We start from the raw sequence: 14,189 nt of genomic DNA on the forward strand, positions 1-14,189 counted from the left end.
TAAGCCAAGCACAAAAGCCGCACCCGTTTCTGCACCCGTTTATCATCATTGGATTGCCTCGGTAGCGACTTTGATCGCCTGCAGAAACTTTCCCTGTGCCGCAATCTGGCTGTTCTGGACATGATGCGTGTAGATCTCCAGCGTCGTACTCAGCTTCTTATGACGCAGGGTCTTCATCGTGACCGCCGGGTCCACGCCATTATCGGCGAAAAACTCGGCTAGGCTGTGTCGGAGCGAATGCCATCCGAAACGGGTGGATTTGTCGCCCTTGGCCAAGACGCCAGCCTGCACCCCAGCTGGACGCAAATAATCCCGTGCCACGATGCTCGCGCATCGCGGAATGCGGCCTCCGCATTTGCTGGACGCGAACAGCCAATCCGAGTTCTTGGCGTAGGATGTCTGCCGCCGCCATTCCTGCAGGAAGCCAGCCAGTACCGGATGCAATGCAACCGATGACATTGAATGTACATTCTTGCCGTCGGTCACCCGGCCCTTGGACCATGCCCGACGAACGAGAATGCGATTGCCCACATAGTCAATGTCGTGCCACTGGAGGCCGAATGCTTCCTCTCCGCGTAGCCCCGTCGCGGCACAGGTGAGCGAAAGCGTCCATTCCAGTTGTGTCTCCGGCGTGTCCAGATAATGGAGAATGCCGATCATCTGTTGCGGAGACACGGTTACCGTGTTGCTTGCAGCGCCCGACTTGCAGCGGACATGCGTCATAGGATTGGCATCCGCATTTCGCGGAATGAGTCCGTGACGCTGCGAGTGCCGGTACACCTGATTCATGACCGATTTGATCTTGCTGATTGCCGTCCAGGACAAGCGCACCTTCTGTTTCCCGCGTTTGCCGCACAAAGTGGACGCCAACGTCTCAAACCACATTTCAACAGTCAGTGGACTGATGTCAGTGGCCACTTCCGCACCCCATCTCGGGATAATATGGGAGCGAAGGTTGTGGAGATCACGAGCTGCCGTCTCCCTTGCCTTCCTGCCGATCACACCATCTTTCCTCTTCAGTTCATTTTCGATGTAATGCTCGGCAAGCACATCAAAGGTCGATACTGCGGTTGGCATCTTCACCAGATTTGAGAGACCGAGGCGCTCGACTTCCACCCACGCGGCTTTTTCGCTTCGTCCAATGTCCCGGACGAGGCCGATGGCGCGGGACTGCTCAACCCGCCTTGCATCCGAAGCCCGCGTTATGTTCCATCGATACACCCAGGTCGCTCCCTGCGCATATTGCTTGATTGAAAGAAACCCTCGCTGAATTCGCGACATTTACCTTTGTCCCTTCTGTCGCGTTCGCAAAGGACTGCCGGAAACAATTTTACCTTGAGCGGCAGTCGCCTGATTTGTCATATGCGCAGAGAGTTCTGAGCGGAGAAAGCGCCACTGGTTGCGCGATCCACGTCGCAGAGGATGCGCCGGGATCTCCCTGGCGCGGGCCATACGAAGCAAGTAACGGGGAGTGCAGGACAGAAAAGACGCCGCTTCGTCAGGACCAATAAAGGGCTCGAATGACAAAATGTTGGCTACATTATCCATGTGCCACCAAGCCCTTCTTGGAACTCGCCTTGAAAAACCGGATATCCTCTCCGTTGTGGCGCCCATAGACAAAACGACTGGTTGACCGAATGCCAATGGCGTAGCGCGGAAGGAATGCCTCTATCTGCACCACATCACCGAACAGGTCAAGGGTTTTCCAAGAAGCTGAAACTAAATTCTGCACAAAGCACCTCAAACGCACGGTCGATGGGAGGAAATTCGCACCGCTATTACCGGACGCCCCCTAAGGTATGCGAGAAATCCGACCTCGATTTATAACTCTTGGACCCCATTTATTCGAATTCCATATAAATCTTTGACCACACTCTATTGTCAAAGAACCACACTCGCAGAAAACTGGATGACTGAGAAGAGGACGAAATCCATCTCGGTGTGCGCTGCGCGCGACGTTCTTTCACTTCCGCGGGGCGAGTGTGATCCCTGCGCTGCGCTCCGGGCCGGCCCTTCGGGATAGCGCGCCCGCGCGCCAAACGATAAAGCCGTTTCGCACTTGTCGTGCCCACCCGCTCGGTCCTTCAACCTCGCCCTCCGTCGTTCCTCTTTGTCTCCCGGTGGTTCGTTTTTTCCTTCGCTTCGCTCCTGGGTGAAAGAAAAAAACGCCCCACCGGGCAGACAAAGGAAAAACAATGGAATATCAGGGCAACAACAACAGCAACAATGGCGTAGCCGCCGTCCATGCGGCTTCCGACAGTAATAATCGGAAGCCAGCCAGCGCCCAGCAACTCATCCGTGAGAACGTCCAGTATCTCATCACACAGCTTGAAGCCGGACACAGCGAAGCCCTCACCGCATTTCTCGATGCGATGGCTCACTTTCACAACTACTCTTTCGGAAACGTGCTCTTGATCGCGAGACAACGGCCCACGGCAACCAAAGTTGCAGGGATGCGGACGTGGAATGAGCTTGGCCGCCGCGTCAAACGTGGCGAAAAAGGTATCGCGATTCTTGCACCAATGATCGCGAAGAATCGAAAGAAGGACAGCCAGAAATCCGCCACGGAAGCCCTCGATGCGAACAAGTCTGCGCTTCTCGGCTTTCGCCGTGTGTACGTATGGGATGAAGCCCAAACAGACGGTGTATCACTGCCGACGCTTGGTGAGACGACCGGAGAAGTTGGCGAATACCTCGACCGCTTGCGGGAGTTTGTTTCTTCACGCGGAATTACTTTGGAGTACAGCGAAGACATTGCACCCGCGCTCGGAGTTTCCTATGGTGGCAAAATCGCTCTGCTGCCGGGACAGACGAAGCCCGAGGAGTTCATCGCTCTGGTTCACGAGGCGAGCCATGAACTTTTGCATAAATCCGAACGGCGCACGGCAACCACCAAGACAGTGCGCGAGACGGAAGCCGAAGCAGTCGCCTTTGTTATCGCAAAAGCCATCGGCTTGAGCGCAAACACCAGCGCCGCATACATCCAGCTTTACCACGGCAACGCAGAGTTGCTGATGGAAAGCCTTGAAGTCGTTCAACAGACGGCCTCTGTGATCCTCGCGGCGATCCAGACAGAAGAATCCATTTCGCAGGACGTGCCGGAATCCCAGTTTTCAAACGCGGAAGCACGAACCGCCGCGTAACCGCCGTTGATCCACGCGGACAGGCGAGGTGTGTCTGTCCGCTCGGTTTCCACCTTCAACCGAAAGGAGACACCAGTCATGTCCACCGCAGTTCGCAGCAACAACGAATATCGGAATCTGCCCGTTGAGCAGTTGCAGGAATCGCCCACCAATCCACGCCGCCGCTTCGATGAGCACAGCTTGGCGGAACTGGCATCCAGTTTCAAATCGCAAGGTGTATTGCAGCCTTTGCTTGTCCGCACCATCGAGGATGACAAATTCGAGGTCGTTGCAGGAGCACGCAGATTGCGTGCCGCCAAACTCGCCGCACTCGAAGAAGTCCCGGCGCGCATCGTCGCACTCTCCGACATCGAAGTTCTCGAATGTCAGCTAATCGAGAACGGACAACGCGAAGGCGTGCATCCATTGGAGGAGGCATCGGCCTATAAAGCAATGATTAAAGCCGATGGAGCGCACTACGATGTTGCGCGTATCTCAGCCAAGATTGGCCGGAGTCAAGTGTATGTTGCAACCCGTCTTCGCTTGACGGAACTGATTCCGTCCATTGCCGAGGCATTTCTTGCAGACCAGATCGGCATCGGTCATGCGCTGGAAATCGCCAAGCTACCGCCGTCCGAACAGCAACGCGCATTCGATGCGGCATTCCGCACCGTCTGGAATGGCGGCAAAGAAAGCCGCGTGTTGATGCCTGTACGAGAGGTGACGGCATGGATTGAGCAGAACATCCTGCTCTCGCTCGAAACCGTGCCGTTCGACAAAAGCGATGAAACGCTTGTACCCGAGGCAGGAAGTTGCGCAAACTGCCCCAAACGCACTGGCTACAACACCCTGCTTTTCGATGCAGCATTGAAGGACTCGTGCACCGATGGAAACTGCTACAACAACAAACTCGGCAAGTTTGTTGAGAAGGAGATTGCAGAGAAACCCAAGCTGGTACAGATTACAACCGCCTATGGAACTCGCGGCAACGATACCGTGCTCGGGCGCAACCGTTACGTCGCTTTGAATCTTTCCGCAAAGAACGGAAAATCCAAAGCTCCGCTCTCGCCCTATCAGAAGCCGTGCAAGCAAATGAGCGAGGCAATCGTAGTGGATGGAGCGGAACGCGGGCACGTTGTCAAAGTGTGCGCCGATCCGAACTGTGCCGTTCACTTTGCCGACCGTCACACCCCCAACCCTGAGCAAGTAGCAAAGGAGCGGGAACAGAGACGAAAGGAACTGGAACGGCAGAAACTCGAAATCACAGTGCGGCATCGCACGCTGGCTGAAATACTGAAACGAATTGCAGCGCCATTGGGCCGCATTGATCTCGCGCTGGTTGCGAGTGGGCTTCTGAGCAAGCTTGAACCCATGCGGAAAGAAGTATTGGCACGGCGGCATAAGCTGATCGAAAAGACTAGCGACAAGGTCACCTACCCGCAGGTGCAGCAGGCTATGTCAAAGCTACTAAGGCAAGCCGATGAGGCGGCATTGTCAAAGCTTCTGATAGAAGTCACCCTTTTGGAGGGCGACGCGGACGTGTTGACGGCAACGGCCAAGCGGCTCCGCGTGGATGTTGCGAAGGTGCATAAAGCGGTTGAAGATGAGTTTGCCGCCAAGCGAGCCAAGCGGGATGGTAAGCAGAATAGCGTCGCGAAAAAGAGCACGGCGAAAACCGCAGCGTAACCAATTTCACTCAACAATTCAGGCACTCGGAAACCCTCCGGGTGCCTTTTCCTTTGTTCTCCAAGCCCGTGATCCCACCCGGCTAAGGACTCCTGCTATCGCAGGATGCGTCTTCCTCCCACCCCACGGGCATGGCACAGATTGAGAGCACCAAATTCTCGTTTCGTGACGCGGAAAAGGCCTGTCGGAAACGCTCCGGCGCGGTGGTACTGCCAGATGCCAGTGGATTATTGCTTTGGCGAGCGAAATGAAGCAGCCACTAGTCATCGATTTCAAGGTCGTTTTGTTTCACTTGATTTCTTGGCCCGTGGGCTTCGTGACAGGCGTGTCTTTGCTTAACCGTTTTCTCCACAACCGGCTGCTGCTCGTGGCGAAGTTGCTCCTCCAACCTTTCGACGCGCGCGACGAGCAATTCCAGTTGCTGAGTAATGGTCTTCGTCTCGTTTTCGATCAAACCTGCAGCTGGTGCATTGAACGCCAGCCTCTCGTTGAAGACAATCAATAAGGTGTCGGTACTCTTCGTAGAAGCCTATATTGTCGCGGAACTTCAGCGATACGATTTGTTCAGGCTCGACGCCTAAGGATTCTGCCGCGCTCTTGAACTTACGTCTGAATGCATCCTCCCGGTAATCCATCAGGAATCTCCCTTTTCAACATAAGATCGATTCCATTCTACAGGCCTGAGTCGGCTTGGAATGTTGCAGTTGACGCGGGGCAGAACATCTCCGCGAGATCTGCTGAGCAGAATTCACGGATCTATATCCAAAAGATATAAGTCGGCTCAAAAAGATATAAATCAACTTCACATTTCTGGCTTAGCTTCTCCCAAGCGCAACCCGCAACGGTTGCGAATTCAATGGAGGAGTTTTCGCACGATGCCGCCAGATCACGCCGCACCCATCCACCGCCGTTTCACATGGACACGGCTCCGAACGCTTGCCCCTCTCCTGATACTGGATCTTCTGATCCCGTCCGCCGCCCACGCCCAGAGCACCGGCAGTTCTCCGTGGGAAAACGCCGTCAACGCCCTGAAAACTTCATTCACCGGTCCCATCGCCACGGGGCTGTCACTTGTTGCCATCGTCGTTGGTGGCCTCATGTTCGCCTATGGCGAGGGCCAGTCGAAACGGATGCTCGCCGGAATTGTCTTCGGCGTCGGCATGGCCATCGGAGCCGTGAACTTCATGGCCTGGCTGTTCCCATAAACCCCAGAAGAAAAGGAGGTGATGCGCGATGGCACAGGGCGGTTCGCAGCAAGAGTACCGGCACAACAAGGTGTTCAAGGCGATGAATCGCCCGTTGACCATCCTTGGAGCGGAGCGGCGATTATTCTTCGTCGCCCTGATCTCGGGAGGCGCAGTCTTCTCTCTCATGCACTCGTTGTTAGGAGGAATCCTGCTGTTCGTAGTGGGAGTGATCGCCGCACAGCGAGCGACCAAGTATGACGTGGAAATTCTGCGCGTGCTGATGAATTCGGCGAAGTTCTGCAGGCGGTATGACCCGATGAAGTGGCAACCGACAGAAATACGGATTGCGAGGCGCGATGTTTAAGGTTGAGCAAATCACGAGAGATTGGAAAGAAGCCGGATCGTTGCAGGCGCATATCAACCTGTACGGTTTCTGGGACGAGAATGCCTTCTTCACTAAATCCGGCGATCTTGGCGCGGTGCTCAAAATCGGAGGAATTGATTACGAGAGCCTCGACCACGCCGGGCGCGATTATGCGGCGAAGCGTTTGGAGGCCGCCTTCCGGAGCTTGGACGACCGAACGCGGCTGTACCAAATTCTGTTTAAGCACAACCGACCGGCAATTAGGCACGAGGACTACCAGAACCCGCTGGTGAGTGCAGCCGTCGAACAGCGAGCGGCATTCCTCCAGTCGAAGGCGGACCGGCTATACGGGATCGAGATCTTTTGGGTGGTGATGATCGATGGGAACTACACCAAGAGCGGGCTGCTCCATGCCCTGTCCCAACTCGCCAAAGGTCCGCGCCGCGCGGTCAGAGAACTGAATGCAATGCTTGCGGGGAATCGACAGCGAACACTGCTGTTCGAGCAGATCAACCGCGATCGTATGCACCTGGAACAAAAGATTCAAAGTTTGAGAGGGCAGCTCAATGACCTCATGCAGGTCGAGCTGCTAGGGGCGGAGAAGACCTTCCGGCTTGTCCGGCGTCTCGTGAACTTCCGCCCCTTCAAAACTCAGGAGGCGCGGCTGCAAGGGCCGCGCTTCCTCGATTGGCAATTGTGCGATTCGGAGTTGGAGGCCCATCGAGGCTATCTCCGGATGGACGACGACTACCTGCGAGTCCTGACAGTGAAGGAGATGCCAGCTACAACGCATCCGCTATTGCTGAATGGGCTGCTCGACATTTCCGCCAACTTCCACGTGGTGAGCGAATGGCATCCGGTCGATGGCGCGGCGGCTCGCAAGGAGATCAATAAGCGCCGCCGCCACTACCACAATTCCAAAACCAGTTTTCTCTCGAACTTACAGGACCAACAGAATGCAGGTCTGCGAGATGAGTTGGTCGATGACTCGAAAGAAGCCGCTGTTGCCGAGTTGGGCGATGCTTTAACGGCTATCGGCATGGAAGGTAAGTCCTTCGGCGAGTTCACGTTTTCCGTCGTGATCTATGACGAGGACAGCGCAAAGGTGGAGCACGCCATTGCCGAATTCCAGAAACTCTTCACCACGCATGACGGTCTCCTGTATGAAGAGCGTTACAACCTGCTGAATGCTTTTTTTGCCACAGTTCCCGGCAACCGGCAGTTCAATCTGCGCAGGCAGTGGGCGTTGAACTCAAACTATGCCGACCTATCGTTTCTCTTCACCGTCGATTCCGGCAAACAGCGGAATGCGCATCTGGAGAAGGAATACCTCGCAGCATTGGAAACCGCGCATGCAACACCGTACTACCTGAACCTGCATTCGGGCGATGTGGCGCACACGCTGGTGTTGGGCGCGACCGGCTCCGGCAAGAGCTTCACGTTGAACTTCCTGATCCAGTCGTTGCAGAAGTACGAACCGCTGACCTTCATCTTCGATCTTGGCGGCAGCTACGAAACACTCACGCGCGGTTTCGGTGGCACATATCTCAATGTCGGACTGAAGAATCCCGGCTTCACCATCAACCCATTTTCGTTGGGGTTGACGCACGAGAACCTGAATTTCCTGTACCTGTTCACCAAGGTCCTGATAGAGGCAAATGGACGCTACGAACTGACGCCAGAAGACGACAAGGCGCTCTTTGCCGCCATCGAGCGCATGTACAAGCTTCCGCTTGATATCCGTACGCTTTCAAATTTTGCGTCCATCCTCGGACCGCTCGGAGAGCGCCTCCATCGATGGACTCAGGCCGGGCAGTTCGGATACCTGTTCGACAATCCCGAAGATACGCTCAGCTTCTCGCACTTCCAGACCTTCAACTTCGATGGTTGGTCGGACTACCCGGACATCCTAGAACCGCTGCTGTTTTACGTTTTGGAGCGGGCATCCTCGGAGATCGAAAAAGCGGAGAACGCCGCAACCTTCAAAGCATTTGTGATCGACGAGGCGTGGATATTCCTGAAGAACCGCACCATTCGCGACTGGATCACACGTGCCGAAAAAACGTGGCGCAAAAAGAATGCCGCGATGATTCTTGCCACGCAGTCGGTCGTCGAGTTGCAGGCGTCGGAGATGCTGCATGTTGTCAACGAGTCCTGCCCAACGAAGGTATTTCTCGCCAACCCAAACATCGATCGCAAGCTGTATGCAGAAATTTTCCAGTTCAATGACACGCAGCTTGAGCTGCTGGAAAGCCTTGTCCCTAAACGCGACCTGTTGCTGATTCAGCCCGGCAGCACCAAGAAGCTGGTACTTGAAGTCGATGCCCTCAGCTACTGGGTCGCTACCAATAACGCCCGCGACAACCTTCGCAAACAGGAGTACTTCGCCCGATACGGCGCAGAGGACGGATTGCTGCGCCTTGCCCATGACTATCCCAACCCAATGAAAGGTGACAAATGAAGATTAAATTTGTTCTCGCTCTCTCGCTGGTGCTGGCCACCAGCGCCGGCTTTGCTCAGCAGACCGCCCGCGTGGTGAAGTACCACGCCAACGACATCATCAGTGTGCGCGCCAAGATGCGCTACACGACGCTCATTCAGATTCCGGCGACGGAGAAAATCCTGGAAGTTGCCACCGGCGACAAGGACTTCTGGATCATCGACGCCACTGGCAACTACTGCTTCCTGCATCCGGCTAAAGCTGCGATCCATTCGAACCTTAATCTGATTACCGATAAGGGCAGCGTGTATTCATTCACGTTGGACGAGGTAGAGAACGCCGATCCAGATCTCAAGGTCGTGATCGAACCGTCCGATGCATCGGTGTTGGCCTCAGCCAACTCGGTGCCCAAGCTGGTTCCGGCATCGGAGGTTGCATCGGCGCAGGCTCAGGCGCTGGCAGCACAGAGCCGTGCCACGCGGGCCATCGAGCAGTTCCGCACGGAGTTCCCGACCAAAGCGCTGAAGTTTGACTACGGCTACAAGGACCAAAAGCCCTTCAACGTTTCGGCAATCTACCATGATGCGCAGTTCACTTACATCAAATCGTCGGCAACGGAGAAGTTCTCCATCTATGAGTTGAAGGACGGAAAGCCCGACCTCATCAACTTCCAGCTGCTGGACGGAACCTATGTGATTCCCAAGGTGGTCGATCACGGCTACCTCGAAATCGGCAAGCACCGGCTCGCTTTCGAGCGGGCGGGGCAGTAGGAGACGGCGATGCCAGAGCAGAAACAGACTCCCGAAATTCCATCCGATCCGCAGCCCTCTCCACCATCGGCGGAATTGCGCGACCGCCGCCAGAATCCGGAGGGTGTAGTCCCGAAGCAGAGTCAGGCGTATGTCATGGCCGGATTGGCCGTAGTGATTTTGCTCGCGGTGCTGTTCTCAAACAACCGCACCAAACCAACGGCGAAGCCCAGTGCTGCAACTCCGGCAGTGTTCTCGAATGACGCCAATCAACGCAACATCGAGGAGCTGAAACACGATCTCTCGGAAGAGCAGCGCAAGGCTGAACTGCAGGCACACTCTCAGAGAACTGCCGGTGTCGGAGCCACGTCAGCACCAGCTGGTGCTGTACAGCCAAGCACGCCTCCGAACAGCACTGTTCAGGCGCAGGCGGAGCCGCCGCATGACCCGGTAAAAGACGCCGAACGAGCACTGGCATTCAAGGCGCGTTTTGCGTCGAACCTCGTGCTGCCCGGTGATTCTGCTACGCACGCGGAAGCCACTCAAACGTTCAGTGCCCCTGCACGTCTTTCTGAAGATGAACCTGTTGCGTCCAGTTCTACTGCGTCCGCGCAGAGTACGCACGCGACGCAATCGGCCGGAGCGGCAGCCAAGCGAGCCCCTGAAGTCAACGTCAACTCCGCCTTTGGCCAGCCCTATGTGCTCTTCGAGGGAACGACCATCGATACCGCACTGGTAAACCGCTTGGATGGTGAGTTCTCAGGACCTCTCAAGGTCATGGTGACCAACCCGGTTTATAGCCAGGACCGCCAGCATGTGCTGATTCCGGAAGGAACATTCCTTCTGGGTGAAGTGCAGAAGGTTTCCGGCGTTGGCCAGAAGCGTTTGGCAGTCGTCTTCCACCGGATGCTCATGCCGGACGGTTACTCGGTGGACCTTGACCAGTTTCACGGCCTTAACCAGGTTGGCGAGACCGGACTGAAGGACAAGGTGAACAACCACTATGTAGCAATCTTCGGAGCCTCAATTGCGTTGGGCGTTATCTCTGGCGCGGCAGAAGCTACCACCACCAGCGGATCCAGCCAGAGCGGCTCGGACATGTACCGGCAGGGCGTGGCTTCGAGCTTGTCGCAGGAGAGTGTCCACGTTCTCGACCGCTTTATCAACTTGCCACCAACGATCACGATCCGCGAAGGCCTTCGGATCAAGGTCTACATGACCCAAGACCTGCTTCTGCCAGCGTATGAAAACCACACGGTTCCGCCCAATATTTGAGCCGTGATGCACAACCACCACCGATAACAGCGCCAGTCACGACTGGCCGAATGGAGGTTCCAATGAATATAGGGAGATTTTGCTGTCTCATTTTCGCATTCGCGGCACTGCTCGTGCCTTCGGCACATGCGCAGTGGGCGGTATTCGATGCCAGCAACTACGCCAATGCCGTCCAAGAGTTTAAGCAGTTGCAGCAGATGTACACGACTGCCAACCAGACCCGCGACCAGATCATTCAGTCGTACAACCTCGCCTATCAGATGTCACGGATGCCGCAGAATCTCGGCGCTCGCTACCAGTCCAGCTTCTCACAATGGACCAACGTTTCCTCGCCGAATACCTACGGCAACACGCCGGCATGGAACGATGTATTGAACCTCGGTAGTCCGAGCCGCGCCACGGCGGCTTACAACTCGGCGGTGATTCAGCCGCAGAGCTATCCCGGCACAAGTCTTGCATCGCAGGATGCGCTGACCCAGGCGGCGATCAAAAACCAGTATGCCACCTCCGAGTTAGGTCAGGGGACGATCACCAGCACACTCTCCACTTTGGGCACAGTACGATCCAACTCCCAAGTCTTCTCGCAGAAGCTCGCCAACCTCGAATCCGACACCTACTCCACCGACCCGAACCAGCAGACCTCAAACGCTCTGCTGGGAAAAATCAACACTGCCACGCTGCTACAGATTCACTCGCAGCAGGATACCAACCAGATCCTTGCCGCCTCCGTTGCTCAGCAGGCTCTCGCCGATAAGCAACGCATGGATGAGCAGAACCGGCTCATCAACCAGTCGATTTACTTCCAACAGAACTTCCCTACGACCATGCAGCGCACCACGGGCGGGGTGAGCACTTCCATGCAGTCGATTTCACTGAGCACCTCCGGAAGGTAAGCGATGGGACAGAATCCATTCACGTTTCTAAGCCAGGCCATCGGCCAGTTGCTCACTACCAAGAGCGCAGCCATTCAGTCCATGGGCCTGAATATGTTTCGAGGCTTGGCGGTGATCCTGATCGTATGGTTCGGGGTGAAGGCTGCCTTGTCCGCCGCACACGGACATGGCGGCTTCAACTTCGCCCGTTTCGCTGACCTGATTCTCTTGATCTCCTTCGGCCTCGGAATGCTGACCTACTACTCGACGCCCCTTCCGGGCGTCGGGTACAGCTTCAGCGACCTGATTACCCAAGAGGCATTGCAGCTCTCCTATCAGATCGAGTCGGACCAGACGCAGCAGATCGCCGATGCCGTTGTGACTGCCGAGGACCAGCTCGGTAGTCCGCCGGGCGTCTTCAGCTTGCACGAGTCGATGACGTTCATCGTGATGGCCATCGCGCTCGCGGCGATGCAGGCAACGGCGTTTGCCATCATCGCCTACGGTTATGTGGCATCCGCCGTCTGCGTGTTACTGGGGCCGATCTTCATTCCGTTCTTCATTCTGCCGAAGATGGATTGGCTCTTCTGGGGATGGCTCAAGGCGTTTATCGGTTTCAGCTTCTACCAGGTGGTTGCCGCAGCTTTCATCTTCGTTTTCTCGAAGGTGTTGCTTGGGATGCTGGCGGTCATCGGCCCGCTCTCACTCTCGAATGCCTTCACCATCCTGCCTGCTCTGCTGGTCACGCTGCTTGTCTGCATCTACGGGCTGATCAAAATCCCGGAGCTGACGGCGTCGATCTTCGGAGGCCGTTCCGGCTCGTGGGTGAACCCACTGGGATAAATCAATATGACAAAGACAAAAAATGCACTTCCCGTTACCGAAGCTGGCCAGAAGTTTCTGGAACTCTATGCCGAACCGGTCGTGACCAACACGTACCTGAAGATTGCGATTCTCGTGCTGGCCGCCGTCGCCGCGGTTTCTCTCTATCTTTTATATAGGGCGCAGACGGCGGCGCTCCAACTCAAACCGCTTATCATCTCTGTCACCGACTCCGGACGCGGGCAGGTAATGCGCTATGACGACTTCCACTCGATTCCCATCGAGCGCGTCAGCAAGTATTACCTGTCCCGCTGGGCAGGGATGTACTACGGACGTAATCACGCAACTCTGCATCGTGATTTTGCTGAGTCGTTGAACTTCTTTTCCAACAACCTGCAAGGGGCAACGCTCGCTGAGGTGCGCAAGGCCAACACGCTCGACGCATTTCTGCTCGACCCAAGTCAGCCAAACGTAGACATCGAGATCAAGGCTGTAGTGCTTGAGGACACACGGCGGTCGCCGTTCCGCGCTCATGTTGAGTTTGAGAAGGTCTTCCGCTCGATTGGCGATCAGCAGGAACAACGCCGCGAGCGCTGGACGGCCAATGTGGTTTATGGCTTCCGCGACGAGGTTCCCAACCAGATGCTGCTGTCGAATCCGCTTGGACTCGTCATTAGTTACCGCCGCGAAGACCAGGCATTCGAGAAATGACGATGGCTGGCAGAACCCATCTCGGACACAGTGTGCTTTCTTGGGATGGCTTCGGGCTCTCTGAGCTGATCGCCGACATTGCGACTTCGTGTTTTTCTGAGAGCGTCGGCGCGAAGCTGGCTACCGAACGATGCAGGGTGTGCGGGGCGCGGACGCTGACTTTCCTTGCTGGACAGCCGAACGAGAACGGACATGCCGTTAGCAAAAGGTCCCGAGTTGCGCCCTTCATTGACACTTGGCTGGAGTGTTTGGCGTACAGAGCGCCATTCCTCCAGGCATTGTCCTCCCACTCTCTCGGCCACCCGCTCGGTGCCGATCCCTCGCCCGGCGGACTGCGGTTCTTGCATTTGCCGGACTCCTCCCCCGAGGCGAGCTCGGGTCCCCACTCCAGAAAATGCGCCCCTTGCCTTGGGAGCGGGGCACACTCCCGGCGCTTCGCGCAAAGGATGTCCCGAGTGAGATTCGGGCCAAACCAATTCGGAGGAAAAGACAATGGCACTTTACGAGAACAACATCCAGATCAAAGGCTTCGTCGGTAAGAACGCCGAAACCAAATCGACCGCAACGGGCAACACGTTCACCGTCTTCTCGCTCGCCACCAAATCCAGCTACAAGGACAAGCAGTCGGGCGAGTGGGTTTCGCACACCGAATGGCACCGCATTGTTTGCTTCGGCAAGTCCGCCGAGTTCGCACAAGCGCTCAAGAAGGGCGACTACGCCGAGATCGAAGGCGAGTTGCGCAGCTCGGAGTACGAGGCCGAAGCCAGCAACGGCAACAAGAGCGCCAAGCGCCGCAGTTGGGAGATTCGCGCCAGCCGCGTTCGCAAACTCGAACGCCCGACGGATTCCGCCGAACCGGCCCCGGAAGCCGACGCAGCCTAAGCGGTCTCGCTCGACATCAGGCGGGGAGCCTCCGGACTCCTCGCCTTTATCATTGCCGCCCTTGCGGCGGCAGAAAGGA

Annotated in this window: 14 protein-coding genes; 11 read left to right on the forward strand and 3 right to left on the reverse strand. The window is 56.3% G+C overall.

What is annotated here, in order from left to right:
- Positions 1 to 45: 45 nt before the first annotated feature.
- Together AC6IY8_RS19085 and AC6IY8_RS19090 are read right to left on the reverse strand one after the other, a co-directional pair.
- On the reverse strand, positions 46 to 1,281 hold the full coding sequence (locus tag AC6IY8_RS19085) for a tyrosine-type recombinase/integrase (RefSeq protein WP_497776421.1): 1,236 nt from the start codon (positions 1,279 to 1,281) through the stop codon (positions 46 to 48).
- Complete coding sequence (locus tag AC6IY8_RS19090; protein WP_497776423.1) at positions 1,282 to 1,614, reverse strand: helix-turn-helix domain-containing protein; 333 nt, start codon at positions 1,612 to 1,614, stop codon at positions 1,282 to 1,284.
- A gap of 581 nt (positions 1,615 to 2,195) precedes the next feature.
- Here AC6IY8_RS19090 and AC6IY8_RS19095 point away from each other — a divergent pair.
- Together AC6IY8_RS19095 and AC6IY8_RS19100 are read left to right on the forward strand one after the other, a co-directional pair.
- Entirely contained in the window at positions 2,196 to 3,143 is a 948-nt protein-coding gene (locus AC6IY8_RS19095; RefSeq protein ID WP_497776424.1) for an ArdC family protein, read from the forward strand.
- 78 nt (positions 3,144 to 3,221) lie between these two features.
- Positions 3,222 to 4,808, forward strand: coding sequence for a ParB/RepB/Spo0J family partition protein (locus AC6IY8_RS19100; RefSeq protein WP_497776426.1), 1,587 nt, complete (start codon positions 3,222 to 3,224; stop codon positions 4,806 to 4,808).
- A gap of 259 nt (positions 4,809 to 5,067) precedes the next feature.
- Here the strand turns inward: AC6IY8_RS19100 and AC6IY8_RS19105 are convergent, their stop codons facing one another.
- Positions 5,068 to 5,310 (reverse strand): hypothetical protein, encoded by a 243-nt coding sequence (locus tag AC6IY8_RS19105; protein WP_497776427.1) that lies wholly within the window; start codon positions 5,308 to 5,310, stop codon positions 5,068 to 5,070.
- Positions 5,311 to 5,683: 373 nt separating this feature from the next.
- On the opposite strand from AC6IY8_RS19105, the gene AC6IY8_RS19110 reads away from it, so the two are divergent.
- The 9 genes from AC6IY8_RS19110 (at position 5,684) to AC6IY8_RS19150 (ending at position 14,110) form a co-directional block, all read left to right on the forward strand.
- The gene (locus AC6IY8_RS19110; RefSeq protein WP_497776429.1) at positions 5,684 to 6,013 is read left to right on the forward strand and encodes a TrbC/VirB2 family type IV secretion system protein; all 330 of its coding nucleotides are present in this window, start codon (positions 5,684 to 5,686) and stop codon (positions 6,011 to 6,013) included.
- A 28-nt stretch (positions 6,014 to 6,041) separates the two neighbouring features.
- Complete coding sequence (locus AC6IY8_RS19115; RefSeq protein ID WP_497776430.1) at positions 6,042 to 6,359, forward strand: VirB3 family type IV secretion system protein; 318 nt, start codon at positions 6,042 to 6,044, stop codon at positions 6,357 to 6,359.
- Entirely contained in the window at positions 6,352 to 8,820 is a 2,469-nt protein-coding gene (locus AC6IY8_RS19120; protein ID WP_497776432.1) for a VirB4 family type IV secretion system protein, read from the forward strand. Before AC6IY8_RS19115 ends, AC6IY8_RS19120 begins: the two co-directional genes overlap by 8 nt.
- On the forward strand, positions 8,817 to 9,569 hold the full coding sequence (locus tag AC6IY8_RS19125; protein WP_497776433.1) for a TrbG/VirB9 family P-type conjugative transfer protein: 753 nt from the start codon (positions 8,817 to 8,819) through the stop codon (positions 9,567 to 9,569). The genes AC6IY8_RS19120 and AC6IY8_RS19125 overlap by 4 nt, the downstream gene beginning before the upstream one ends.
- Positions 9,570 to 9,578: 9 nt before the next feature.
- Positions 9,579 to 10,823 carry a TraB/TrbI/VirB10 family type IV secretion system protein gene (locus AC6IY8_RS19130; RefSeq protein WP_497776434.1) on the forward strand — a complete coding sequence of 415 codons (1,245 nt, stop codon included), beginning with the start codon at positions 9,579 to 9,581 and terminating at the stop codon, positions 10,821 to 10,823.
- A gap of 62 nt (positions 10,824 to 10,885) precedes the next feature.
- A complete protein-coding gene (locus AC6IY8_RS19135; RefSeq protein ID WP_497776435.1) occupies positions 10,886 to 11,716 on the forward strand; it encodes a hypothetical protein in 831 nt (276 codons plus the stop codon).
- 3 nt (positions 11,717 to 11,719) lie between these two features.
- Positions 11,720 to 12,538, forward strand: a complete 819-nt coding sequence (locus tag AC6IY8_RS19140) for a type IV secretion system protein (protein ID WP_497776436.1) — start codon at positions 11,720 to 11,722, stop codon at positions 12,536 to 12,538.
- Between the two features lie 6 nt (positions 12,539 to 12,544).
- A complete protein-coding gene (locus AC6IY8_RS19145; RefSeq protein WP_497776437.1) occupies positions 12,545 to 13,228 on the forward strand; it encodes a VirB8/TrbF family protein in 684 nt (227 codons plus the stop codon).
- A 492-nt stretch (positions 13,229 to 13,720) separates the two neighbouring features.
- Positions 13,721 to 14,110 carry a single-stranded DNA-binding protein gene (locus AC6IY8_RS19150; protein ID WP_497776439.1) on the forward strand — a complete coding sequence of 130 codons (390 nt, stop codon included), beginning with the start codon at positions 13,721 to 13,723 and terminating at the stop codon, positions 14,108 to 14,110.
- Positions 14,111 to 14,189 lie beyond the last annotated feature (79 nt).

The organism is Koromonas soli, assembly GCF_059726265.1.